Origin of the sequence: Flavivirga spongiicola, from assembly GCF_030540825.1 — a bacterium.
Taxonomy (GTDB): domain Bacteria; phylum Bacteroidota; class Bacteroidia; order Flavobacteriales; family Flavobacteriaceae; genus Flavivirga; species Flavivirga spongiicola.
Window position 1 is genome coordinate 3,862,675 of the sequence record NZ_JAUOEO010000001.1, and the last position, 26,108, is coordinate 3,888,782.

A 26,108-nucleotide genomic window follows, 5' to 3' on the forward strand; every position below is an offset into this window, starting at 1 on the left:
ATACGATGAAGTAATATGAAATTTCTCTCTTTAATTATTTGTTTTATATTATCAAATAATATTTTTTCACAAGAAGTGTCTATTCCTACAGAATTTCTTGAGGACGGTAGTCTATTTAAAAGTTTTAATGAATTGTCTCAACCTTTAGCTCAATTTAAAGAGAATGAAAAGTGTATTGTTACGGGCTATATGGGTAAGAATATATATAAAGTCATATATAAAGAGTGGGTGGGGTTTGTAGATTCTGATTTTTTATCAGTTAACGAGGAAATGATGGATTTATATTATGCTAATGAAGAAAAAGAATTAAAGAAGGCTATTGAAGAAGATGAAAAGAGAAAGGAAAAAATAAGAGAGGTCATAAGAAAAAGAGAAGAAAAAGAAAGAGCTCAGGATTCTATCATTAAAGCGAGGAAACAAGAAGCTGAATTGAAAGAAAAACAGAGGATTCAGGACTCCATTAGTAAAGTTAATGAAGAAGCGAAACGCCAGCAAGAGTTATTATTAGCAAAAGCCAGAAGACAAGAGGCAGCATTAAAAGAAAGACAACGGATTCAGGACTCCATTAGTAAGGCTGAGGAAGCCGCGAAACGCCAGCAAGAATTATTAGCAAAAGCCAAAAGGCAAGAAGCAGCATTAAAAGAAAGGCAACGGATTCAGGACTCCATTAGTAAGGCTGAGGAAGCCGCGAAACGCCAGCAAGAGGAGTTATTGGCAAAAGCCAGAAGGCAAGAGGCTGCATTAAAAGAAAGGCAACGGATTCAGGATTCTATTAGTAAGGCTGAGGAAGCCGCGAAACGCCAGCAAGAGGAGTTATTGGCAAAAGCCAGAAGGCAAGAGGCTGCATTAAAAGAAAGACAGCGGATTCAAGATTCCATTAGCAAAGCTAAAGAAGCAGCGAAACGCCAGCAAGAAGAGTTATTGGCAAAAGCCAGAAAGCAAGAGGCCGCATTAAAAGAAAGACAACGGATTCAGGACTCCATTAATAAGGTTGAGGAAGCCGCGAAACGCCAGCAAGAGGAGTTATTGGCAAAAGCCAGAAGGCAAGAGGCTGCATTAAAAGAAAGACAACGGATTCAGGACTCCATTAGTAAGGTTGAGGAAGCCGCGAAACGCCAGCAAGAGGAGTTATTGGCAAAAGCCAGAAGGCAAGAGGCTGCATTAAAAGAAAGACAACGGATTCAGGATTCTATTAGTAAGGTTGAGGAGGCAGCGAAACGTAAGCAAGAGGAGTTATTGGCAAAAGCCAGAAGAGAAGAGGCTGCATTAAAAGAAAGACAACGGATTCAGGACTCCATTAATAAGGCTGAGGAAGCAGCAAAACGCCAGCAAGAGGAGTTATTGGCAAAAGCCAGAAGGCAAGAGGCCGCATTAAAAGAAAGACAAAGGGTTCAGGATTCCATTAGTAAGGCTGAGGAAGTAGCAAAACGCCAACAAGAGGAGTTATTGGCAAAAGCCAGAAGGCAAGAGGCTGCATTAAAAGAAAGACAAAGGGTTCAGGATTCCATTAGTAAGGCTGAGGAAGCCGCAAAACGCCAACAAGAGGAGTTATTGGCAAAAGCCAGAAGGCAAGAGGCTGCATTAAAAGAAAGACAAAGGGTTCAGGATTCCATTAGTAAGGCTGAGGAAGCAGCGAAACGCCAGCAAGAAGAATTATTGGCAAAAGCCAGAAGGCAAGAGGCTGCATTAAAAGATAGGCAACGGATTCAGGATTCGATTAGTAAGGCTAGAGAGGCAGCTGAGTTAATAGAAAAACAAAGAGTTCAGAGTTTAGTTAGTAAGGCTAGGAAAGAAGCAAAACGTCAACAAGAGTTATTAGCAGCAGAAAAAAACAAAAAAGTAGAAGTAAACGAAAGTACTAATATAGAAAGGATTAAATTTCGAAGCACATGTCATTATGCCATAAATAGATATGATGAATTTGACAGAAAAGTATATATCCGAACGGATCCTTATTCAATAAGTGATGATTTAACCGTCGAGTTATATAAATATGGACAAAAAGAAAGTATATTTTTTAACTCTCCAAAAGATTTAGGTTGCGTTAGTTATTTTTCTAATAATCGGTCATCTGTAAGAGTTACACTTGAAAATAACCAGACGGTAACGTTTTATCATACTTGGGACATGGAATGTGGTGAATTTTTGTTTAGAGGAAATCTTTCTAAATCGAAGATAATACATTTAAAAAAGTCTCCAATTAAATCAATATTATTAAAAGGAACCAAGGGCACTCTTAATATTACAGATATAGATTATAAAGAGTTTTTTATTGATAAGTTAAAATGTATTGAATAAAATAGCAATTTTAAAAGCTTAAATGAGTTCATTGTTACCTGCTGATCTTTTTTCCGATAACGTATAAATAATCTCCAAAATTATTTTCATAAGACTTCATAATATCATTGATTTTTCCACTATCAATATCTTTTCTTAATTTGATTAACCCTTGTTCAACCTCTGTTCGATTTGCCAATGAAGAAAACGAAGAAATTCCATGCCTAATTTGATCGTCAAAATACAATTCGGGGTTTTGCTTACCACAATATAGAAACTGATCTTGTAAATCAGGTTTGACAAAATATGTATCTGTTCCTAAAAACTCAACTTGGCTACTTTTCATAGCTGTTTTGACATGTTTCAAAGTAGGCATTTGAATGATTGAATCAGATAACATTTTTGGGAAGTAGTGATTGAGCCAATAGCCTTTCATTTGTTTTGGCGTAGATGTGAAAATCACAATTCTACCATTTGGTTTTAAGACTTTATTGAGTTCTGAAAATCCGATTTTCAAATCAGTCCAATGATGTATAGTCAAAGAAGCAATTATTCCGTCTACAAAATTTTCTGGAAGCCCCATATTTTCTACTGAACCCATTTTCCAATCAATCTCGTTGTTTTTGAGTCTTGCTTCTTCTAACATCTGTTTAGATGGATCAATACCAATAAATTGAAACCCATTTTTCTGAAGTTCGTTGGTATAGTTTCCTGTCCCACAACCAATGTCTAAATATGTTCCACTTTTGATTGGTTTTAAATGATAAAGTAATTGCTCGGTTAGATATTTATCCGGTTTTCTAGTCAGATTGTAGTCAACTCCTATTTTGTCATATTTCACATCCATTTGAGTGATTTTTCAGCTTGTAACTAACGTGTTTATAAGGTTAGTTGCATGTTTTAAGCAACTAATTTAGTAAATACAAACGGAATAAAAACCCCAATCTCCAACAGGAAGGTTTCGTGTACTATCAATTAATTTTTATGTGGCTTGTTGTCATTCGTTTTTTTCATCTTCTCTATAAATATATTAATCGCTTTCAGATTACTATTCTTAAGCTTATAGGAATAAAATAGTTTTTGCTCTGTTGTTTTGGAGAACTTAATAGGAGCTTTAATCAAACTATTGTTTAATGCTTCCTCACACAGATGTTTGGGAACTATACTAAATCCACAATTATTCTTTAAAGCTTCTATTATATCTATATACGAAGGTAAAATATATCTTGGAACCATTTTGAAATTAGTATTAAAATTGGTCTCCCAAAATTTTTTGATACCCTCTTGGTCGTTGTTAAGAACGAACCAATTTTGTCTTTGTAACCATTGCTTGAACTGACCTTCATTTTGTTCTATATTTTTTGGAGTATCAATATTATTGGAACTAATTAATTCCAATTCTTCACTCTTTATATATACAAATTGATGGTCGTAAATTGCGTGTTTTTTTATTCCGACTAACAATTGAATTTTATCCATTTCAAGAGCTTCAATCAAATCTTTTTCATTTCCAAAATGCGTTATGATATACATATCAAAAGCATAAATTTTATGTATTAATTCTTTCTTGAAAAAATCTGAAGTACAACCAATTGTAATAGCAGAACGCTTTTTTTTGGTTCTTTGATTTGAGTAATATTCTACTTTTTCTAATTCTTGCAGTGGATTATTAATTTGTGAGTATAAAAATTTCCCATATTCGGTAGGTGCTAATCTTCGCGTCGTTCTTTCAAATAGTTTTTTGCCAATATGACTTTCGAGAGCTGATAAATGTTTACTAACACCTGGTTGAGTCATATTTAATTTTTTAGAAGCTTCTGTTATGTTGTTGCATTCATAAATAGCACTAAAAGTTCTTAACCACTCTAAATTAATCATAACTTTTGTTATAAATAGGTAAACAAAAATAATTAAAATTATTAATAAGCTGAGGTTATATTTGTTGAAAAATATAATTATGACAAAAACATTAGTAATAAACTATACGCCTAGAAATGGCTCTTATACAAAAGTCTTATTTGATGAATTTATAGAATTAGCAAAAGGAAAAACAGACATAAGACATCTTGATTTAGCAGAAACGCCACCAGATTTATTATTAATACAAAATCTAAATTTAATAATGGAATGGAACATGGGGAAAAGAGATTTTTCAAAATTGGAACTATCCATTCTTTCTAATCATCATAAGCTTATTGAACAAGTTCTTGCAGCTGATAATATTGTAGTGGCTTTTCCAATTTATAATTTTACAATGCCAGCAGCTGTGAAAGCTTGGATAGATGCTATTGTTGTTAGTGATAAGACATTTTCTTTTAGCCCTGAAACTGGTTTTGACGGTCTTTGTAAAGACAAAAAGGCTTTGTCAATTATAGTGAGTGGATTTGATTACAACAATTCAGATGAAGTTAAAGAATATGCCTCATCTACCATTAAGCAAAACTTTGATTTTATGGGTATAGCTTCAGAACATATTTCTGCCTTTGGGGTTGACCAAAATAGAGATGAATTAAGCTCAATTCTTGAGAGGGCGAAATTTGAAATAAAAACTTTGGTTGATAAGTGGTTTCCAAATTAAAACCAACGTGTATATGTATCTAAAATTGCGGTTTTGTGTACGAGGATTTTTCGAATGAAAATCAAATGTAGCAAAACCGCAATAACCTTTTTTAAAAATAAAAACTTCTTAAAAAAAAACTTTTGAGTTAAGATTTATTTTTTTGAGAGCTTTGCGCAACAATTATCGTTATTGACAATAGTTTTTACATCATTTTTTCTAATATTTCTTTCATCATTTTTGCACCTAAAAAAGCCGTCATATTCTGAAAATCTCTATTAGGGTTATATTCAACAATATCAGCTCCAATGACTTCAGAATTTATGTTCTGAATTAAATCAATTACTTGTCTTGAAGTTAAACCTCCAGGTTCATGGTGTGAAACTCCGGGAGCAAATGCGGGGTCAAACCCATCCATATCTAGAGAAATATATAAGGGGTTTTCAAATTTTGGTATTGCTGATAGATTCAAATTTTTCATTTGATGAACTTCAACATTGAACTTTTCTACTTGTTCTGCTTGGTGTGTGTTTAATGTTCTAATTCCTACTTGAACCAGTTTTACAGCTAATCCATTTTCCATAATTCTAGCAAATGGACAAGCGTGAGAGTATTTGTCACCTTCAAAATTGTCATATAAATCACAATGTGCATCAATATGAAGAATATCTAATTTGGTGTATTTTTCACAATGTGCTTTAATTATTGGAAATGTAATGGAGTGGTCTCCTCCTAAAGTAAAAATCTTTGCTTCTGAATCAAGATGTTTTTTGGTTATTTTTTCGATATCAAAATAATCTGATATTTCAAAGTCTCCTTTATCTTTAATTTTTGTATTTTCAATAGAGTTTAAATTTTCCGAATACATATTTGCAGAGCCACAATTTAAGGCTTCTCTAATTAAAGGAGGTGCAAGTTTAGGCCCTTTCTGGTAAGAAGATTTTTCGTCAAACAGAATTCCTTGTATGATTATTTTATTCATTTTTTATAATTATTGCCAACGACGATCTTATTTATGAAAGTTCGAAGTGCTGTCTGATATTCTGCTTTCCGTGATTGCTTTGGATACGATTTCCATTGATTCCATCAAGTTTATGTTTTCCTTTTTGAGTGCATATCTGGTTAGAGAGTCGGTTGCTTTTAAAATCAGTCTGGCGTTGTTTGGTAATTTGAGGTTTCCCTATTTGTTTTATTTCTTGAAAAAATTTAAATACTCGTCAGTCGGAACCCCATCCAAGTTTTCAATGACAATTTCTTCTCCAGATATTAAGGTCATAAAAAATGTAACAGTCCACCAACCTTTAGATGAGTATGATTGAATATCTTTTAAGCTGATAACTTGGTTTTTTATTGGAAAAAATATATTTTTATTTGTCATTACATAGGCATTTGCCATAGAGGTAATTAAAAACTCATCATCTTCAAATTTGTGAATTTTAACAAAATCTTCAATTAATTTCTTATCCTTATCTGTAAACCCCCTATAAAACCCCTCAAAACTAAATTTTTTAGCTACTAACTCACAATATTTTTTATCCAACTTTTCAAGCTTCCCTGAAAGCCATGTGTTGTAATTTAAGGCTATCATATTCTTTATTGAACTTTCAAAATTAAGAGTAACTGGCATCCCTATATTAGAAGGATCGGGATCAATTATATCTCCATCCATATCATTTATCTCGACAGCATATTTTCTTGTTCTCTTTTCTAATTCACGCCCCAATTCAATCAAATTATTCCTGCCGATAAGTGTAGGTATTCCTATTTCAATATTTTTATTTTTCGACTGAATAAAAATTGCTGGATCAAACCCTACTGCTGGCTGAAAAGTAATGGTGCTAATTTCATTCCAAAATAATTTAGCCGAACCAATTGATATACTATCCTCATCAACACAAACAATTTGTTTAAGACCCGTAGAAAGTTTGATTAACTCTGTAATTCCATAGTATAACAATACCAAAGATGCAATTGAACCTATAACTATTCCAGCTTTATAGGAAACAGTTTTTTCAATAAAAACCCAGTAAGGGACAATCACAGCTAAGAATAATATTGCTAAAGCTTTTATCGAACTAATTACAAACCAAAATCGGCCAACTTTATATTCCTTCATAACTATTTATTTATAACAAAACTGTTAAATTCTTGAGTACGCATAATTTTTCTCAAATGTTGGGTAACGGTTTGTTGCGATTGTTTCGCAACTAATTTAGCAAAAGAAAACTGAACATTAGGAAAATCCGAAGGGTTTTCCAAGTATCACAGACCTAAGCAATTAATTATACACGTCTTTGTTGGCAACGATTATTTCTTATATACTCCACTTTTAAGTTCCAGTTCACCAGTTTTTAAATGGGTTAGAAGATTCATTAGTTTTGTTTTTGTTGTATCACCCATTAGGACGTTCAGTCCCATTTTAGGTGGCCCTAATTCTTTCAGTCTAGCAACAAGGGCATCAAAAAAATCAATACCTGCTTGCGTTTGATTTGTGGACTGTTCTTTTGTTAAACCAAACTCTTTCAAAAAACTATCCATTTCGTCCGCTTTGAATAGGAAACTAAGATTAGCATTACTAGCCCAAGGCATTGGGTAATTAACATTTCCATTTCCTTTTTTTAAGATATCATAATAAAGAAAATGTCCGCCTTTCCTCAATACTCTATTTATTTCTGAATAAAACTTTTTCTTATCAGGAATATTCATTTGAACGTGTTGTGTCCAGACAACATCAAAGGTGTTATCCTCAAACGGTAGTTCAGTAGCGTCTCCTTGTATAAAAGTTGTTTTATTATTTAAATTTACGAGTTTAGATAGTTTGTTGGCTGTTCGTACATATTCGTTACTAAGATCTATTCCTGTAGTCTGACAATTATATTCATCTACAAGCATTCTACAAGGCCCACCTAATCCACAACCTACATCTAAAACATTGAGTCCATTTAAATCAATACTATTGGCAAGTTCTTTTGATACAGCTGCTCCACGTACATGAAACTCATCAGCACCTGCAATGTCAGACCTTTTTACATTATCTAGGGCAATATTTTGTTCTTTAAGACGATTGATGATATCCTCATAAAGTCCTTCTTTGAGGTAATGATTCTCGATGTTTCTGTTTAAACTTTCCATTTTATTGGATTTTAATTGTAGCCAACGATTGGTATATAGAAAGTTGCAAAGTTTCAGTACAAGGATTTTCCGAAGAGAAATCAGAAGCCAGCAAACAAAGCAACTAACATTGGTTAAGCTAAAAGTAGGAATTTTTTATATACAACTTAATTTTGTCATTCATTAAATTTAACTAATAATCAGAAAGAACAAAAGATATCAATAAGATTAGTATATATGGTGAAGCTTTAGACTTCGACAACACCAGCTAATTCTTTTACTACTTAAACTTCGTTCGGTTCTATAAGGTCTAGGTCTTGTTTTCAAGTTGTTGAAATGTGGTTTCTTGATATTTTCTCAATTGATGCAGTTTCTGCTAATTGCATACCTCGAATTAATTCTGTCTTAAGAATATCTAGTACCATTTCAATACCTTGTTGTCCAAGAACTAAAGCTTTAAAGCAGATATAATATGCTATTAACAATTTAAAAAAACATTTTGACAGGATTATCTTTTAAGCTTATGTCGATGGAAGATTATAGATGATTGATTTTTATTTTAATCTAATTTTGAAGTCACCAATATGATTTTATTATCATCCATATCAGTAGTAAAAAATAAGTACAGTTCACCACCGTCTCTAACATTAAATTTTTTTCGAATTTGTTGAACCGTTTCAGGAAAATTGCGGACTGTAATATTTGCTTTGGAGATACCAAGTTTTTTTAATTCCTTTTTATTATAAAGTGCCATGCTTTCAATTTTAAAAGATCTGCCGGGAAAATCAATTAAAGAATGGCTCGTATATAAATGCGAATGCTTATGAAGTTTATAAACGTTTAGTTGATTACTTATAGAATGAAATGCACCAGCCTTTAAAATGGCACTATTTGGCTCATAAAGATAGGTGAGGGGGGTGTGGTATTTTGATTCTGATTTTTTTTCATTGGCTATTGAAAAACTAAAGGATACTTTTGCTTCTTTTTTAATGTTTACTGTTTCAATAGATATATCCCCTTTAAAATTATTTTCCAAAACCCAAAGTAACTCTTTTACTTCATTATTTACAGCAACGATATGAATTGTTTTTACATGTTTTAATTCATTGATTCCCACCGATAAATCAAGTAAAGGAGATGTTTTAATCATGATGTTTTTTGAGTGCGCAAAAAGCAAATCAATATGTTCTGGGACATTAGGAAGACAATCTTTTAGAAAGAAGACCTTTCCTTTGCTATCATGTCTTCTGGAAGGATCTATATATATCCAATTAAATTGTTTTTCAGAAGCTTTTAAATAGTCTATACCATCAATGTTTTGGAAATCTATATTATCTATGCCCAGTTGTTTGTAATTGTGAGTTACAATTTTTGATAGATTTTCATTGATTTCGCAATGAGTCGCTGTTTTAAATACTTTTGAAAAATAAGAGCAATCTACCCCAAAGCCACCTGTTAAATCTATAATAGATACGCCGCTAATTAAACTAGCTTTGTATTTGGCTGTTACTTCTGAAGACGTTTGCTCAATATTTAACTTACTTGGGTAATAGATTTTTTTACAACTAAACCACGTTGGTAACTTCTTTTCGCAGCGTTTTTTAGCCTCAATTTGTTCAATAACTTCTTTGGCTTCAACTGAAGGGAAAGACATGCCTTTTAGAAGTAATGCCATCACATCAGAATTTAAATGACTATTTATAAATTCTTGCATTTCAGTATTTAAAATAGAGGTGTTCAAATAGTATTATAAGTCTTTAGTGAGCTTTTTTACAATCTTATTTTCAGATAAGAACTCTTTTAAAATCACTTTTATGGCGGTATATGCAGGGACAGCGATTATTAAACCAATAACACCAAATAAAATACCGGTGATTAAAATCACTAAGAATATTTCTAAAGGGTGTGACTTTACACTTTTTGAAAATATGATAGGCTGACTTCCAAAATTATCAACTAACTGTCCGATAGCAAATACAATAAAGACCCAGAATGTTTTTGGTAAAATAACCTCACTAAAAGACTCACCAAGATTACTGGTCATGGTCAATGTTATCATTAATAAGGCACCAACTAAAGGTCCAACATAGGGGATAAGGTTTAATAAGGCGCATAAAAATGCTATAACGATGGCGTTCTCAACACCAATAATAAGCAAACCGATGGTATAGATAATAAATAAGATCAATATTTGAAAAATGAGCCCTACAAAGTATCTAGAAAGTAAATCTTTAATTTTATTTGATGAGTTTTTCCAACGTGATTCTTTGTTGTCTGGTATAAAGGTTAGGAGACCATTTTCGAATAACCGACTATCTTTTAAAAAGAAAAATGAAATAAAAAGCACGGAAAACAATCCAATGCTAAAGCTCCCTAAACCACTAACTACCGAGTTTAAAAAGTTAGGAATCAATGAATAATCTATTTTAGATAAAAGGTTAGATTCTTTGATAGACTGTTCTAAATCTATTTGATGCAAATTGAAATAGCTAATAATCTCCGCATATAAATTTTCAATATTAACCTGTAACTCATCAATATTTAATAGTGATAAATTTTGTCCTTGTTTTATAACCAAAGGAATAAATAAACCAACTAAGCCTAAAAACAAACCTAAAAGAACCACCATAGTGACTATGACGGCCACGGTGTTTTTAAATTTTAATCGACGTTCTAAAAATAGAACGATAGGCCTTCCAATTAATGAAATAACTGCAGCAATGGCTATATAACCAATAACCGATTGTATTTGATATAAAAAGTATAGTACTAAGGCAATGCCTAAAATAATAGCTATAGCTCTTAAAATACCATTAGAAATTGTATTAGAATTCATAGAAATATATTCATTTAGTAAATATAGTATTATTTGTCATTGAACTCATCTTGACTTTTTGTTTTTAACCGAAAATGAGATAAAATTTGTTCAGATGAGACCATTTTTGAAAGGCATAGCATCGCTAAGCCTAAAAAAAGTAACGAAATATGGGCGAATTTTAGCCGTTTTTTAGGAAATAGAAAAAGTCAAGATGAGTTCATTGTGAGGAACGAAGTGACGTAACAATCTTATAAACCGAAACTGCAAACTTTTATAGGACTAATTTTACATGTCAATTAAAGCAGTTGTTTCGTTATTTCATATAGCGCAATATTGGTTGCTTGTACCACATTCATGCTACTGTTTTGTCCATACATGTCTATATGAACAATAGCATCAGACCTATTTAAAATAGTTTCAGAGACTCCAAAATTTTCATCGCCAATAATCAAAGCAATAGGTTTTTCTATTGAAAATTTAAAATTATGAATAGGTTTACTTGTATCTGTAATTTCCAATGAAACGATTTGATAACCATTGCTCTTTAATGCTTCAACTATTTTTGAAGCAGACTTAAAAATCTCAAAATTAACTGCTTTTTCGGTAGCTCTTGAGGTTTTTGTCATTTTCCGTCCAAGTGGAATATGATCACCACAAAGAATCAGTTTTTCAATTCCAAAAGCATCAGAAATTCTAAATAAACTCCCAATGTTAGGTGCATTTGTTACATGATCACAAACTAAAGTGATAGGGAAGGAGCGTTTGGTAAAGTTTGTATTGTAGTGTGTTAGTTGCATATTTTTTGTTGGCAGTATTCGGTCTTTGGTCTCAGTTTTTCTTTGCGTCTTTGCGCCTTTGCGAGAAACATTTTTGAGTGTTCAGTAAATTTATCCTCTATAGTTTAATAAAAACCATATTATAATTGAAAGAACTAGTATGAATATTAAAACTTTTAAAGCTATAATCAATATTTTTTTTAATGTAATTTCTCCGTCAGAATCTACATGAAAAATAAAATCAATAAGAATAAGTAAGAGGTCTTTCATAAATAAAAGTGTTTCAATTTCAAAAGAAATTTGTTTGAGAGTACTTACTTAACCATAGTCCTATTGAAACCACTTGTTCTTGCTTTATCACTAAAACCGATTGCGATTGGAATTGTTGCAGTTAATGTACTAACTAATCCTAAATCCCATAACATAATAGTAACCAAAATTGCTATCAAAATACCTCCGATTAGAATAAGTTTGTTAGGTTCAGCATGTAATCTATTAATATGTCTTTTAGTATGATTTCCGCAATGCTTACATCGCTCATTAATCTCATTTTTACCATATTCTAATAAAAAATCATGTCGATTTGTAGTTTTGGTTTTTAAATAATTCTCTTTTTTACAAGAACTACAATAGTAACTTAATTTCATGTTAGTTTATAGATTATAGTGTTCAGTCTTCAGTCTCATTTTTTCTTTACGTCTTAGCAAAAATCTTACTTAATTTTCAAAAACATATTTAACAATATTAGCTCCCATTTTAAGTGCTTTTTCTCTAACATCTGCAGGGTCGTTATGCACTTCTGTATCTTCCCAACCATCACCTAGATCACTTTCGTAAGTAAATAACAATACCAATCGATCTTCTTGAAAGATTCCAAAAGCTTGTGGGCGTTTACCATCGTGCTCATGAATTTTAGGTAAGCCTTTTGGGAATTTATAAGGCATATTAAATATTTTGTGACTAGTAGAGAGTTCAACCAAGTCTTTATCAGGGAATACCTTTTTTAGCTCTTTGGTTATAAAAGGCTCCATACCGTAGTTGTCGTCTATATGTAAAAAACCACCAGAAATTAAATAGTTTCTTAAGTTTTCGGCGTCTGCTTCGCTAAAAAATACATTGCCATGTCCTGTCATATGCAATAAGGGAAATTGAAAAACATCAGGACTCCCAACTTCTACGGTTTGCGGTTTGGGTGCAATTTTGGTGTTTATATTTTGATTACAAAAAGCAATCAAATTTGGTAATGCTGTCGGATTGCCATACCAATCACCACCACCTTTATATTTTAAAATGGCCAAATCTTGAGCCATGCAGTTACCAGCCATTAAAGAAATACTAATGACAAGAACTTTTGTAAGATTTTCAATTTTAACCCAACTAAGTATCATAGATCCAAAAATAAAAAGAATTGCTATGCAAAAGATACTTTTAACTATAATTATGTTATCATTTTTCTTTCAGCCGAAAAAAGTAGAAACATTTAAGCCTCTTGTTGTTTTAGAGTTGTTTACATCTCAAGGTTGTTCTAGTTGCCCTCCAGCAGATGATTTACTAAATGAAGTTAAATCTAAATATTCTGACAATCAGATTGTTGCTTTGTCTTACCACGTAGATTATTGGAATTATATTGGTTGGAAAGACCCTTTTAGCAAGAAAGAGTTTAGTAATAAACAACGCGCTTATGGCAGAAAGTTTAATAGTAGCTCCATTTATACGCCACAGATAGTTGTAAATGGAAAAGAACATTTTGTTGGTTCTAAAAAAGGCGTTATGAAATCAAAACTTGATAGTTATTTAAAAAAGACCTCTCTAAACAGAGTCGTACTTAGTAATATAAAAAAAGAGAACGGAGCAATTTCTTTAGACTATAAAGTAGAAGGGGCTATTAATAAAAAGACATTAAGAATAGCTTTGGTTATTAATGAAAGGATCACTTCAATTAAGCGTGGTGAAAACAGAAATAGAACACTCAAAAATGCTAATATTGTAGTGGAGGAAGTTTATCTAAATTTAGATTCAGGAAATGGAAAAGGAAGCATTTCTATTCCAGATATAGTCACTCAAAATGATGATTTATCTATAGTAGCACTTATACAAGCTGAAAATTTAGATATTACAGGAGGTGGTCAAATAAAATTATAGTTCATTTATAAAAGCTACTGAATGACAAGCAACAATAGCAGCTGTTTCTGTGCGTAATCGCGTGTTTCCTAAAGTTACAGGGTTAAAGTTATTTAGAAGTGCTTGCTCGATTTCTTTAACACTAAAATCACCTTCGGGTCCAATTAAAATAGTAATGTCCTGTTTTGGTTTTAGTGATTCTTTTAAAGATGTTCTATCGGTCTCTTCACAATGTGCGATGAACAAACCACCATTAAAACCTTGTTTTAAAAAAGCTTTAAAAGTAATAGCATCATTTAATTTTGGTAAATAACAATTTAAAGATTGTTTCATAGCCGATTGTAAAATACGCTCGAAACGTTCTGGTTTAATGACTTTACGCTCGCTATGGTCACAAATAATAGGTGTGATGCTATCTATGCCTATTTCAGTAGCTTTTTCTAAAAACCATTCGTAGCGATCGTTCATTTTTGTCGGTGCAACAGCTAGATGTAAATGATAATCTCTTTTTGGTTGTAGTGATTTAGACACCATAATGGCCGTACACTTGTTAATATTTGGTATGGCAATTTCGGCAGTAAATAACCAACCATGACCATTTGTAATATGCAATATATCCCCAACATTCTTTCGTAAGACCTTTACAATATGTTTGCTTTCTTCTTTTGGGAAAGAAAACTGCTCAGTATTTTTTGTTATATCTGGATTATAAAATAATTGCATAAGGCGAAGATAGAAAGGATTTACGATTTGCGATTGCGGATTTTTGATTTTTTGAGCTACTTGTATAGCAAACTATACTGATTGTTGATTACTGAACACTGAATACTAATTTCTCGCGAAGACGCAAAGGCGCAAAGAAAAAATCGTGAATTACAATATCAAGTACTGCCAACTGCTACTGAATACTGAACACTGCATACTATATTTTAAGTCTAGCTGAAGCCATAACATTCTGTTCAGCAAAATCACCTTCCAAATATTTTAAGTAGCCTACAATAGCTATCATAGCAGCATTATCTGTGGTAAATTCAAATTTAGGGACGTATGTTGTCCAACCAAATTTTTGTTCACCGTCTTTTAAAGCCTTACGTATACCGGAATTTGCAGAAACGCCACCACCAATAGCAATTTGTTTAATCCCTGTTTGCTTTGTAGCAAGTTTTAATTTGTCAATTAAAATACCAATGATGGTATATTGTATAGAGGCACAAATATCATTTAGATTTTCTTCAATAAAGCGAGGGCTTGCTTTTACTTCTCTCTGAACAAAATATAGAATAGCTGTTTTTAAACCGGAAAAACTAAAGTTTAAACCGCCTACTTTTGGTTTTGTAAATTGGTACGCCTTCGGATTTCCCATTTGTGCGCGTTTATCAATTTCTGGCCCCGCTGGATACCCTAAACCAAGGATTTTTCCACTTTTATCATAAGCCTCCCCTACAGCATCATCAATGGTTTCACCAATGACAGTCATATCAAAATAGCTTTTCACTTCAACAATTTGTGTATGTCCGCCAGAAATGGTCATTGCAATAAAAGGAAATGATGGTTTATTAAAACCTTCTTCATCAATAAAATGAGCTAAAATATGTGCTTGCATGTGGTTAACATCAATTAGCGGAATATCTAAGCCATAAGCTAAAGATTTAGCAAAGGAGGTTCCCACTAATAAAGATCCCATTAAGCCAGGGCCGCGAGTAAAAGCAATAGCATGTAGTTGATCTTTAGTTACACCTGCTTTTTTTAATGCTTGATGTACTACCGGGACGATATTTTGTTGGTGAGCTCTGGATGCCAATTCTGGTACCACACCACCAAATTCTTCATGTATTTTTTGACTTGCCACAACATTGCTTAAAATCTTTCCGTTGTGTATTATAGATGCAGCTGTATCATCGCAGGACGACTCAATTCCCAGAATGTAAATATTTTGTGAGGACATTAGTAAATATTAGGCACAATAATTGTTAATTTTGAAACAGAATAAAAATCTAATACATAGTTTTTATTCGTAAGTACAAAAATAGGGTATTCTTAATTCAAATTATAATTTAAAAAGACATCAAAAAATTCTTAAAAATAGTATCAAAAATTGTAGGCATTATTTTGCTGCTTTTCATCATTTTGGTGCTAGTGCTTTCTATACCCCCAATTCAAACGAGTTTAGGTAATTATGCTACAAAAAGAATCAATGAAGATTTTGGAACTAATATAAATATTGATAAAGTTGGCTTACAGTTTAATGGCGATGTTGAGCTTAAAAATATTTACATAGAAGATTACAAAAAAGATACGCTTATAAATATAACAGAATTAAACACTTCTATTTTAAATTACAGAAATTTATCTAATGGCAAATTAGAATTTGGAGATATAGATATTATAGATCTGGTTTTCAATATAAAAACCTATGAAGGAGCAAGAGATACCAATTTGGATGTTTTTGTTGCTAAGTTGGAGGGAGACAATCCGACCAAAGGAGATGGCAGTTTTTTACTGTCCTCTAGTGATGTATCTATTTATAACGGTATTTTTAGACTATCTGATGAAAATAGAGAAACCACAAACGTTCTTCATTTTAATAGTTTAAACATTAATGCTACCAATTTTTTAATTAAGGGGAGTGACGTAAGTGCCAGAATTAATACATTGTCTCTTAAAGATAGCCGTGGACTGGTTATGGAAAATTTAATGACGGATTTTGCATATACATTAAAAGATATGACGTTTGCAAATCTTCAAATAAAAACACCTCATTCTGTTTTAAACGGCCATTTAAAATTTTCTTATGATAGAAAAGATTTGCAATTCTTTACAGATAAAGTTTTGGTTTCAGCGAGTTTTAAAGATTCTAATGTACAATTAGATGAGCTTAATACATTTTATAATGAATTTGGAACAAATCAATCGGCTAAATTTAGTGTCGATTTATCCGGTACTTTAAACGATTTACAAACAACAAACTTAAAATTGAATACCAGTAGAAATACAAGGGTTTACGGAGATATCAATTTTAAAAATTTATTTAATAAAGAAGAAGATAATTTTTATATGAACGGAGATTTTAGAAACTTATCTTCGACATATAGAGATTTAAAAGGTTTATTACCAAATGTTTTAGGACAGGCTATACCCTCGTCGTTTGATCGATTAGGTATGTTTATTATTGTTGGAAATTCACAAGTAACATCCTCTAAAGTAATTGCAGATATTGAAATAGTTACAGAGTTAGGTTTTGTTGATTCAAATTTAGAAATATCAAGAATTAATGATATTGATAATGCTTCTTACAAAGGAAACATCATTTTTGAAGAATTTGATTTTGGAACATTCCTTAATGATCCGGCAGTTGGAAATGCGTCTTTAAATTTTGACGTAAATGGTAAAGGGTTTATTGCAGAGAACATTAATACGCAAGTAAAAGGAGATGTTTTTGAAGTTGATTATAACGATTACAATTATAAAGGGGTAAAAGTTGCGGGAAACGTTAGAAACAAAATTTTTGATGGAAATCTAGCTGTGAATGATAAAAACTTAAGATTAAGTTTTGCAGGACTTATTGATTTTTCTGAAGTTATCAAGAAGTACGATTTCGATGCTAATGTTGAATATGCAAATTTAAAGGCGCTAAATTTTGTAAAGAAAGATAGTATTTCCATCTTTAGAAGTCGTGTTAAAATGAATATGAATGCAAGTGATTATGATGATGCTCATGGTAAAATTTCTTTCAGGAAAACATCTTATAAAAATCAAAATGATGATTATTACTTCAATAAATTTGATGTGTTTTCTCGATTTGAAGGTCATACACGATTTATTGAATTTAATTCCCCGGATATTATCGAAGGTGATTTAAAAGGACGTTTTGTATTTAAAGATTTAAGGAAGCTATTCGAAAATTCATTAGGGCACATTTATACTAATTATGTTCCGCATGAAGTAGCGACAAATCAAAGTATAGATTTTAACTTTAAAATTTATAACAAGATTATTGAAGTGGTTTACCCTGAAATTGAACTAGGTAAAAATACATATATAAGAGGGCGTGTTGAAAGTGATGAAAAGAACTTTAACCTCACATTTAAATCACCAAAAATTAGATTGCTGGACAATTTTGCTAATAATATTGAGTTGCAAGTAGATAATAGTAATCCGCTTTTCAATACTTATATAGAAGTAGATAGTTTAAATACAAAGTATTACAATGTCTCTAAATTTAATTTAATTAATGTAACTGTAAATGATACCTTGTTTATGCGATCCGAGTTTAAAGGAGGTAAGAGTAATAATGATAGTTATAATTTGAGTTTTTATCATACCATTAATGAAGAAAATGAATCTGTTATTGGTTTTAAAAAATCTGATGTAACTATTAAAAACAATAAATGGTTTATTAACGAAAATAAAGATAGATTTAATAAAATTTCTTTCAATAAAGACTTTACAAAGTTTGATATCGATAAGTTTAAAATTAATCATAAAAATGAGGAAATCAGGCTTTCCGGTTTCATAAGAGATTCTACAGAAAAGGATTTAAAACTAAACTTTAAAAATGTTGATTTAGCAAAAATAACACCGGATATAGATAGTATTGCCTTAGCAGGCAATGTGAATGGTAAGTTAGATATTCTTCAGCAGAAGGGGAGTTATTTACCAAATTCAACAGTAATTATAAATGACTTTAAAGTCAATAACTTTCCTTTAGGGGATTTTGATGCCACCATTACAGGAAATAAAAATCTCACGAATTATGTTGTAGATGCTAAAATTAAGAATGATAAATCTAACTCTTTTAAAGCAGATGGAAATATTTCCGTTGGTAAAAATCTACCTAAAATAGATGTCAATCTAACTTTTAACGAATTCAATTTGCAACCTTTAAATCCGTTATTAGATGGGGTGTTAAGTCATATTAGAGGCCTGGTATTTGGTGAGGCTAAGATAGTTGGAAACCTTAATAAACCAGATATAAATGGAGACTTAACTTTAACAAACTCTGGTTTTGGTATACCTTATTTAAATGTAGATTATAGCTTCAATGAAAATGCTTCAGTAACTTTAAAAAACCAAAGTTTTATTTTTAATAAGATTCGGTTAACAGATACAAAGTTTAATTCCAAGGGTCAACTTAATGGTATGTTGAGTCATGTTAACCTTTCTAAGTGGCGTTTAGATTTAGACTTGCGAACCCCTCGATTATTAGTACTTGATACTAAAGAAGCTGAAGACGTTTTGTATTATGGTACTGGTTTTATAGGTGGAAGGGCAAGTATCTTTGGGCCAACAGAACAATTGGTTATTGATGTAGTTGGAGAAACCAAGCGCGGTACCGTATTTAAAATTCCACTTAGTGACGCTGAATCCTTTGGAGATAATTCTTTTATCCATTTTATAACAAAAGATGAAAAAGAGGCCAGAAGAAAGGGAGAAGACGTTACTTTTAACGAGATTGAAGGATTGGAATTAGATTTTGATTTAGATCTTACGGAAGAAGCCGAGGTGGAAATTATTATTGATAAAAATACAGGACACTCATTAAAGGGACGCGGTAGAGGTGGTTTATTAGTGGAAATTAATACAAATAGTAAATTTAATATGTGGGGAGATTTCTCTGTATTTGAAGGTGTTTATAATTTTGCTTATGGCGGTTTAATTCAAAAAGAATTTATTGTGCAACCAGGTGGTACGCTATCATGGGATGGAGATCCGTTAAATGCCATAATGAACATGAATGCTATTTACAAAACGCAAGCAAACCCTTCACCATTGTTAGACAATCCAATAAATAGAAGTATTCCTGTTGAATTGAATATTAGTTTAAAAGGAAATTTAGAAAAACCCGATCCAGAGTTTAGTTTTGAGTTTCCTAATGTAAATTCAACTATTAAATCGGAGCTACAATATCGCTTGGAATCTGATGATGACAGGCAAAATCAAGCATTATATTTTTTAGCGACAGGCGGCTCATTTAAAAATAGAGGAGCAGGGGAGTTTAATGTATCTGGTACAATTGCAGAAAGATTAAATGGCATTATTGGCGGTATTTTTACTAACGGAGATGGAAAACTCAATATAGGATTAAATTACGAGGCAGGTCAAAATAGACCAGATTATCAAACTGGGGATAGAGTTGGAGTTACTTTACAAACACAAATTAGTGACCGGGTACTTATAAATGGTAAAGTAGGTGTTCCGGTAGGTGGTGCAGGAGCAACCGAAACCGTTATTGCAGGAGATGTAGAAATTGATTTTCTATTAAACGAAGATGGCACACTAACTGCTAAAGTATTTAATAGAGAAAATAGTATTAGAAATTTTGGTGAAGCGATAGGTTATACTCAAGGTGTTGGGCTTTCATACAGTGTCGATTTTGATACCTTTAAAGAATTACTTCAAAACTTCTTTAAGAAATCTAAAAAAGAAGACATAGCTCCTCAAGAAAAAACAGAAGAAAAAGAAGCTAATGCATTACCGAATTTCATTAAAGTGAAGCCTTCTACACAAAAATAAACGGCCTTTTTTTACTTTATTTATAGCTGTTTTCATAATAAAACGATTTTTTTTATTAACTCAAACGTTATAGTTTAACAACTATAATTAAAATAAGATAAATGCTATAGATATGTGCATTTTGTTTATTAATTTTACCTGTAAATAATAAAATTTGATGCCAAAAGTAATGAAAAAATTAGCCGTTTTAACTTCTGGAGGAGATTCACCAGGAATGAATGCTGCTATTCGTTCGGTGGTTAGAACATGTGCTTATCATGAGATAGAATGCGTAGGTGTTTATCGTGGTTATGAAGGTTTGATAGAGGGCGATTTTAAGTTAATGGACGCACGTAGCGTAAAAGGAATTATAAACAAAGGGGGAACTATATTAAAATCTGCACGATCTAAAGAGTTCAGAACAGTTGAAGGCAGACAAAAAGCATTTAAACAATTAATAGATGCCAATATTGATGGATTAGTTGTTGTTGGTGGTGATGGTTCTTTTACAGGAGCTTTAATTTTTAATCAAGAATTTGGCTTTCCAGTCATGGGAATACCGGGTACCATTGATAATGACATTTATGGAACCTCCCATACTTTAGGGTTTGATACAGCTTTAAATACAGTAGTAGATGCTATAGATAAGATTCGTGATACAGCGAGTTCCCATAACAGATTATTCTTTATTGAAGTCATGGGACGCGATGTAGGACATATAGCTCTAAATGTTGGTATAGCTGGCGGTGCTGAAGAGATTTTAATCCCTGAAGAAGATTTAGGATTAGATAGATTGGTAGAGTCGCTGAATAGAAGTAGAAAATCTGGTAAAACTTCAAGCATAGTTATAGTTGCTGAAGGTGATAAAATTGGTAAAAACATATTCGAACTAAAGGATTATGTAGATGAAAACATGGAAGGTTACGATGTTCGAGTATCAGTTTTAGGCCATATGCAGCGAGGAGGAGCACCATCATGTTTCGATCGTGTTTTAGCCAGTAGAATGGGTGTAAGTGCGGTTGAGTCCTTATTAGAAGGAGAAACTAATTATATGGTTGGTTTGTTAGACAATAAAGTAGAATTAACACCATTAGAGAAAGCCATAAAAGGAAAGTCAAAAATTAACTTAGAATTATTGCGTGTCTCAGATATCATGAGCACATAACATTTATAAATAAGATTATGTCAAAATTAAAATTAGGAATTAACGGATTTGGAAGAATTGGAAGAATAGCTTTTAGAGTAGCAGCTTCTAGACCAGATATTGAAGTAGTTGGAATAAACGATTTACTAGATGTAGATCATTTAGCATATTTATTAAAGTACGATTCTGTTCACGGACAGTTTGATGGAACTATAGAAACAAATAACGGTAACTTAGTGGTTAATGGTAATGAAATAAGAATTACTGCAGAACGTAACCCAGAAGATTTAAAATGGGATGCGGTTGGAGCAGAAGTTGTTTTAGATTGTACAGGTATCTTCACTACTTTAGAAGGTGCTCAAAAGCATATTACTGCTGGAGCTAAGAAGGTGGCTATTTCTGCACCATCTGCAGATGCACCAATGTTTGTAATGGGGGTTAATCACGACGAAATTACTGCAGAAAATACTATCGTATCTAATGCATCTTGTACAACAAACTGTTTAGCGCCTTTAGCAAAAGTAATTAACGATAAATTTGGTATTGCAGAAGGTTTAATGACTACAGTTCATGCTGCTACAGCAACACAGTTTACTGTTGATGGTCCTTCAAGAAAAGATTACAGATTAGGTAGAGCTTCTTTAAATAATATTGTGCCTGCATCTACAGGAGCTGCAAAAGCAGTAGGAAAAGTAATTCCAGAATTAAATGGTAAATTAACAGGTATGGCTTTTAGAATACCTACTGTTGATGTATCTGTGGTAGATTTAACATGTCGTTTAGAGAGACCAGCTTCTTTTGATGAGATCAAAGCGGCTTTGAAAGATGCTTCAGAAAATGAATTAAATGGTGTTCTAGGATACACAGAAGAAGGTGTCGTATCTCAAGATTTCGTTTCAGAACCAAAAACAAGTACATTTGATGCAAACGCAAGTATGGCATTAAATGATAACTTTGTTAAATTAGTATCTTGGTATGATAATGAATTTGGCTATTCAACTAAATTAGTTGATTTAGCACAACATATCGGTTCAATATAAATTATTAATTTAGTCCGCAGAGTAACTTTATTAATAAAGCAACTCTGTGGACTTTTTATTTAAAAACTTATGATTTTAATTGTTGATAGTGGTTCTACAAAATCTGATTGGATAGCTGTAGATAGTAATGGTAATCAATTACTGGAAAAAATACGTACTAAAGGGCTTAACCCAGCTATTTTACCAAAAAAGAAATTAAAAAAAATAATTAAATCTAATAGTTTATTAAAGGAGCATAAGGAAAGTGTTAGTCATGTTTTCTTTTATGGGGCTGGTTGTGGTACGGCAAAACCATCAGCACTTTTAAAACAGGTGTTAGAAAAAATGTTTGTCAATGCCCATGTTGAAGTGAATGAAGATACCATGGCTGCGGTTTATTCTACAATTAGTCATGATAAAGAGGCGGCAGTAGTTTGTATTCTGGGAACGGGGTCTAATTGTAGTTACTATAATGGTAAAGAGTTAGTGCAGAGTGTTGACTCTTTAGGATACTCTATTATGGATGATGCCTCTGGTAATTATTATGGACGTCAATTGATTAGAGATTATTATTTTAATCATATGCCGGAAGACATTAAAATAGCCATCAGCAGTAAATTTAATATGGAGTCTGATTATATAAAGTATAACTTATACAAACAACCTAATCCTAGTGCGTATCTAGCCAGTTTTGCTGAGTTTATGTTTTTAAATAAGGAGTCAGAATATATTAGTAACCTTATAAAAAAAGGCATCCGATTATTTGCTATTAATATGATTATGCAATATAAAGAGGAGCTAAAAACCGCTCCAGTTCATTTTGCAGGGTCTATTGCATATTTCTCACAAGATGAAATTAAAGCTGTAGCTCAAGAGATGGGATTTACAGTTGGTAATTTTGAGCGAAGACCTATTGAAGGTCTGGTGTCTTTTCACACTAAAAATTTATAAGTTTTTTAATCTAAAAATTCCCCGATCAAGCATCGGGGTTTTCTTCTCACTTCTCCTTGAGAGAGGTCGGAACTGCTTTTTACAGTTTCGGGTAAAGTAAAACACAAAATTTCGATTTTTGATCCTGAAGCCAAAACTTTGTGCTCAACTTGATATGGGTATGAAACTGGCAAAATATCCTTACGGCTTGCCTCGGGGGATAGTCGGTTTTAATAATTTTTTTATTTATCACGCAACCGTTTTAATGATATATCATCTTAGATATAAAATCATTAGATGCGTTTTATGAAAAAAATAGTATTACTGGTAACTTTATGTTCGTTGTTTTTAGCTTGCAAAAATGATGATGATTCAGCTGAAATTAAATATGAATCCACAGCAGTGATTAAAGGCCAAGATCTTACATTATGTGCTTGCTGTGGAGGATGGATAATAGAAATTGATAACATGACCACAGATTATCGATTTGAAATACTTCCTGAAAATGCTAATATAGATCTGCAAAAAGTAACATTTCCTTTAAATGTAAAACTGAATTGGGAAGTAAATAATACATGTGCATCTATTACACGTATTATAATCGAAGATATTATTGAAATGTAAAAGATTTAAAACCATAATTTTTTATAGAGTGTTGACTAATAAGAGCCTACCATTTTTTCATGCTTATATACTACACAGGTGCTTTAAACCACTGTGATTCAGTAATAAAAACTGAGAGAAAAATGCTAGCTGAAGGTTTAATTGGTTTACAAGCAGAAGGGCAAAGTATAGCGTTAAGAGAAATAAAAATAAAGGAATTATAAAGTTTTAATATAATTTGAATAAGTTTGTTAAAACGTATTAATAAATGAGCTTTTTCTCACGGTTTACTAAATCTATAAAAAAAAGAAGGGTATTATCTTTTTTTATTTTTATTTCTATGGCCACCATACTATTGGTGAGCTATTTCTTTCTTGAAAAGAAAATTGGTTTAGAAACGATAGCATTGTTTTTATTTATTCTAGCCATAATACAAGTTTTTGTATTGCAGTATTTTTTTAAAAATCAATTAAAAAACGATACTGTACAATCAAATTTAAACATTCGAATTAAGGAGCTGAAAGCAATTCTTGAAGAATCTGATAGAATAATTGAGCATAAATCAATTTATTTAGCAAACATGAGTTATGAGGTTCGTACACCACTTAGTACTGTTTTAGGCATGCTAAACATGTTAAAGCAGACGGAACTTAATAGCGATCAAAAAGCACAGGTTGAAATAGCAGAATATTCTTCGAAACATTTATTGCAATTAGTAAACATGGTGACTGATAATGCTGATGTGGAAACAGGAGATATTAAATTAGATTTATTAGCGATAGATTTAAAATCGGATTTATCCCGTCTTTTTAAAGTCTTTGAATATCAAGCCTGGGAAAAAGGTTTAGAATTTGATTTTAAGTTTTTATATGAAGAAAAAGAAACGTTTTCTGTTTTAGGTGATTCGGCTAGAATTCAACAAATATTGATCAATTTGATTAACAACGCTATAAAGTTTACTAACTATGGAAAGATATCAATTATAGTAGATCAATCTATTGGTATTGATGACGACCAAATAGTAACATTTTATGTTAAAGATACAGGTATAGGTATGCGGCAAGATGAAGTTAAACGAATTTTTGATAACGCTTCAGGCCCATATAATGCGTCTATGATGAGAGATTATAGAGGAGGAGGTATAGGGCTTTCTATTTCGCATCAGCTGGTAAAACTAATGGGAGGCGAGTTAAAATTAGAGAGTAAAGAAAATGAAGGATCGACTTTCTATTTTAGTTTACAGCTAAAAAAGACATTAAATATTAAAGCAGAAAACATTGGGCAAAAACCTATACTTCAAGATAAGTTCAGCGTTTTGGTAGCTGAAGATAATCGAACGAATCAAAAAGTTATTAAATTTTTACTAGAGCGTCAAGGCGCCGATTGCACTTTTGTGAAAAATGGTATAGAAGCAGTTGAGTTGTATAAAATTTTAGATTTCGATATGATATTTATGGATATTTATATGCCAGATATGGATGGATATGAGGCGACCAAGGCTATTCAAAAAACTGAGAAATACACTAACAAAAAAACTCCTATAATTGCCGTTTCTGCAAGTGCTTTTGAAGAAGACATCATTAACGCTAAACGAGCTGGGATTGATGAGTTTTTAGCAAAACCAATAGAAACAGACAGACTAAAAGAGTTGTTAATTAAATACTCTAAGAAAGATAAAGAAACATCGATTTAAATGAACCCTTATTATCTTTTTATTTATTGTTGCCCGATTAAAATTATCGAATACAGTTTGAAGCCTGGCTAATTACAATTAAGTCTTTGTTCTAGATTCTAATAGCAAAGCGGTCTTATGTCTTTAGTCGGACATTAATGATTTTTATTTTATAGCTATCATGCTTATCTCTACATTAACATCTTTGGGTAGTCTGGCAACTTGTACAGTTTCTCGTGCAGGAGCAGTATCGTCATTAAAATAGCTACCATAGATGGCATTTATTTGATTGAAATCATCCATATTACTAATGAAAATAGACGTTTTTATAACGTGTTCAAAAGTCATGTTTACTGCTTCTAAAACCGCTTTAAGATTCTGCATAACTTGAGCGGTTTCAGTTTTTATATCTCCCAAAACAAGGACTCCCGTTTCTGGGTTAAAGGCAATTTGTCCAGAAGTATATAAAGTATTACCACTTAACACTGCTTGGTTATAAGGGCCAATAGGAGCTGGTGCTTTAGATGTTGTAATTATTTTTTTCATTGAAATATCTTTTATTTCATTTCCGCGAAAGAGGAAATCTTG

The 26,108-nt window shown here is 31.9% G+C and carries 24 protein-coding genes; 10 read left to right on the top strand and 14 right to left on the bottom strand.

Features of this window, described 5'->3' with window-relative positions:
- Positions 1-15: 15 nt before the first annotated feature.
- The gene (locus Q4Q47_RS15355) at positions 16-2,298 is read left to right on the top strand and encodes a coiled-coil domain-containing protein (RefSeq protein WP_303307518.1); all 2,283 of its coding nucleotides are present in this window, start codon (positions 16-18) and stop codon (positions 2,296-2,298) included.
- Between the two features lie 34 nt (positions 2,299-2,332).
- On the opposite strand, the gene Q4Q47_RS15360 is transcribed toward Q4Q47_RS15355, so the two are convergent.
- Both Q4Q47_RS15360 and Q4Q47_RS15365 read right to left on the bottom strand, forming a co-directional pair.
- Positions 2,333-3,124: a class I SAM-dependent methyltransferase gene (locus Q4Q47_RS15360; RefSeq protein ID WP_303307519.1), complete on the bottom strand. Its 792-nt coding sequence runs from the start codon at positions 3,122-3,124 to the stop codon at positions 2,333-2,335.
- 128 nt (positions 3,125-3,252) lie between these two features.
- Positions 3,253-4,155, bottom strand: coding sequence for a LysR family transcriptional regulator (locus Q4Q47_RS15365; protein WP_303307520.1), 903 nt, complete (start codon positions 4,153-4,155; stop codon positions 3,253-3,255).
- Between the two features lie 79 nt (positions 4,156-4,234).
- Between Q4Q47_RS15365 and Q4Q47_RS15370 the strand changes: the two genes are divergently transcribed.
- Positions 4,235-4,855: an NAD(P)H-dependent oxidoreductase gene (locus tag Q4Q47_RS15370; protein ID WP_303307521.1), complete on the top strand. Its 621-nt coding sequence runs from the start codon at positions 4,235-4,237 to the stop codon at positions 4,853-4,855.
- 184 nt (positions 4,856-5,039) lie between these two features.
- On the opposite strand, the gene speB is transcribed toward Q4Q47_RS15370, so the two are convergent.
- The 9 genes from speB to Q4Q47_RS15415 all read right to left on the bottom strand — a co-directional run bounded on the left by speB (position 5,040) and on the right by Q4Q47_RS15415 (position 12,864).
- Positions 5,040-5,816, bottom strand: coding sequence for an agmatinase (gene speB / locus Q4Q47_RS15375; protein ID WP_303307522.1), 777 nt, complete (start codon positions 5,814-5,816; stop codon positions 5,040-5,042).
- A gap of 207 nt (positions 5,817-6,023) precedes the next feature.
- Positions 6,024-6,950 carry a hypothetical protein gene (locus tag Q4Q47_RS15380; protein ID WP_303307523.1) on the bottom strand — a complete coding sequence of 309 codons (927 nt, stop codon included), beginning with the start codon at positions 6,948-6,950 and terminating at the stop codon, positions 6,024-6,026.
- A gap of 191 nt (positions 6,951-7,141) precedes the next feature.
- The gene (locus Q4Q47_RS15385) at positions 7,142-7,966 is read right to left on the bottom strand and encodes a class I SAM-dependent methyltransferase (protein WP_303307524.1); all 825 of its coding nucleotides are present in this window, start codon (positions 7,964-7,966) and stop codon (positions 7,142-7,144) included.
- Positions 7,967-8,268: 302 nt separating this feature from the next.
- Positions 8,269-8,430, bottom strand: coding sequence for a hypothetical protein (locus tag Q4Q47_RS15390; protein ID WP_303307525.1), 162 nt, complete (start codon positions 8,428-8,430; stop codon positions 8,269-8,271).
- A 74-nt stretch (positions 8,431-8,504) separates the two neighbouring features.
- On the bottom strand, positions 8,505-9,686 hold the full coding sequence (locus Q4Q47_RS15395; protein ID WP_303307526.1) for a THUMP-like domain-containing protein: 1,182 nt from the start codon (positions 9,684-9,686) through the stop codon (positions 8,505-8,507).
- A gap of 6 nt (positions 9,687-9,692) precedes the next feature.
- Positions 9,693-10,781: an AI-2E family transporter gene (locus Q4Q47_RS15400; protein WP_303307527.1), complete on the bottom strand. Its 1,089-nt coding sequence runs from the start codon at positions 10,779-10,781 to the stop codon at positions 9,693-9,695.
- A 278-nt stretch (positions 10,782-11,059) separates the two neighbouring features.
- Positions 11,060-11,560 (bottom strand): TrmH family RNA methyltransferase, encoded by a 501-nt coding sequence (locus tag Q4Q47_RS15405; protein ID WP_303307528.1) that lies wholly within the window; start codon positions 11,558-11,560, stop codon positions 11,060-11,062.
- A gap of 293 nt (positions 11,561-11,853) precedes the next feature.
- Positions 11,854-12,186 carry a hypothetical protein gene (locus Q4Q47_RS15410; protein ID WP_303307529.1) on the bottom strand — a complete coding sequence of 111 codons (333 nt, stop codon included), beginning with the start codon at positions 12,184-12,186 and terminating at the stop codon, positions 11,854-11,856.
- Between the two features lie 69 nt (positions 12,187-12,255).
- Positions 12,256-12,864, bottom strand: coding sequence for a DUF4159 domain-containing protein (locus tag Q4Q47_RS15415; RefSeq protein WP_303308483.1), 609 nt, complete (start codon positions 12,862-12,864; stop codon positions 12,256-12,258).
- 88 nt (positions 12,865-12,952) lie between these two features.
- On the opposite strand from Q4Q47_RS15415, the gene Q4Q47_RS15420 reads away from it, so the two are divergent.
- Positions 12,953-13,681 (top strand): DUF1223 domain-containing protein, encoded by a 729-nt coding sequence (locus Q4Q47_RS15420; RefSeq protein WP_303307530.1) that lies wholly within the window; start codon positions 12,953-12,955, stop codon positions 13,679-13,681.
- Here Q4Q47_RS15420 and Q4Q47_RS15425 read toward each other — a convergent pair.
- Together Q4Q47_RS15425 and tsaD are read right to left on the bottom strand one after the other, a co-directional pair.
- Positions 13,676-14,383 (bottom strand): 16S rRNA (uracil(1498)-N(3))-methyltransferase, encoded by a 708-nt coding sequence (locus Q4Q47_RS15425; RefSeq protein ID WP_303307531.1) that lies wholly within the window; start codon positions 14,381-14,383, stop codon positions 13,676-13,678. The genes Q4Q47_RS15420 and Q4Q47_RS15425 overlap by 6 nt on opposite strands.
- 199 nt (positions 14,384-14,582) lie before the next feature.
- Positions 14,583-15,605, bottom strand: a complete 1,023-nt coding sequence (gene tsaD / locus Q4Q47_RS15430; RefSeq protein ID WP_303307532.1) for a tRNA (adenosine(37)-N6)-threonylcarbamoyltransferase complex transferase subunit TsaD — start codon at positions 15,603-15,605, stop codon at positions 14,583-14,585.
- A gap of 191 nt (positions 15,606-15,796) precedes the next feature.
- Here tsaD and Q4Q47_RS15435 point away from each other — a divergent pair, with 191 nt between their 5' ends.
- From Q4Q47_RS15435 to Q4Q47_RS15465, 7 genes are all read left to right on the top strand, one after another.
- The gene (locus Q4Q47_RS15435; protein WP_303307533.1) at positions 15,797-20,173 is read left to right on the top strand and encodes a translocation/assembly module TamB domain-containing protein; all 4,377 of its coding nucleotides are present in this window, start codon (positions 15,797-15,799) and stop codon (positions 20,171-20,173) included.
- Positions 20,174-20,330: 157 nt separating this feature from the next.
- A complete protein-coding gene (gene pfkA, locus Q4Q47_RS15440; RefSeq protein WP_303307534.1) occupies positions 20,331-21,317 on the top strand; it encodes a 6-phosphofructokinase in 987 nt (328 codons plus the stop codon).
- A gap of 17 nt (positions 21,318-21,334) precedes the next feature.
- On the top strand, positions 21,335-22,336 hold the full coding sequence (gene gap, locus Q4Q47_RS15445) for a type I glyceraldehyde-3-phosphate dehydrogenase (protein ID WP_303307535.1): 1,002 nt from the start codon (positions 21,335-21,337) through the stop codon (positions 22,334-22,336).
- Positions 22,337-22,405: 69 nt separating this feature from the next.
- The gene (locus tag Q4Q47_RS15450; RefSeq protein ID WP_303307536.1) at positions 22,406-23,266 is read left to right on the top strand and encodes an N-acetylglucosamine kinase; all 861 of its coding nucleotides are present in this window, start codon (positions 22,406-22,408) and stop codon (positions 23,264-23,266) included.
- A 276-nt stretch (positions 23,267-23,542) separates the two neighbouring features.
- Positions 23,543-23,869: a hypothetical protein gene (locus tag Q4Q47_RS15455; protein WP_303307537.1), complete on the top strand. Its 327-nt coding sequence runs from the start codon at positions 23,543-23,545 to the stop codon at positions 23,867-23,869.
- A 59-nt stretch (positions 23,870-23,928) separates the two neighbouring features.
- Positions 23,929-24,072, top strand: a complete 144-nt coding sequence (locus Q4Q47_RS15460) for a hypothetical protein (protein ID WP_303307538.1) — start codon at positions 23,929-23,931, stop codon at positions 24,070-24,072.
- A gap of 116 nt (positions 24,073-24,188) precedes the next feature.
- On the top strand, positions 24,189-25,541 hold the full coding sequence (locus Q4Q47_RS15465) for an ATP-binding protein (protein ID WP_303307539.1): 1,353 nt from the start codon (positions 24,189-24,191) through the stop codon (positions 25,539-25,541).
- Positions 25,542-25,685: 144 nt separating this feature from the next.
- On the opposite strand, the gene Q4Q47_RS15470 is transcribed toward Q4Q47_RS15465, so the two are convergent.
- Entirely contained in the window at positions 25,686-26,066 is a 381-nt protein-coding gene (locus Q4Q47_RS15470) for a RidA family protein (RefSeq protein WP_303307540.1), read from the bottom strand.
- Positions 26,067-26,108 lie beyond the last annotated feature (42 nt).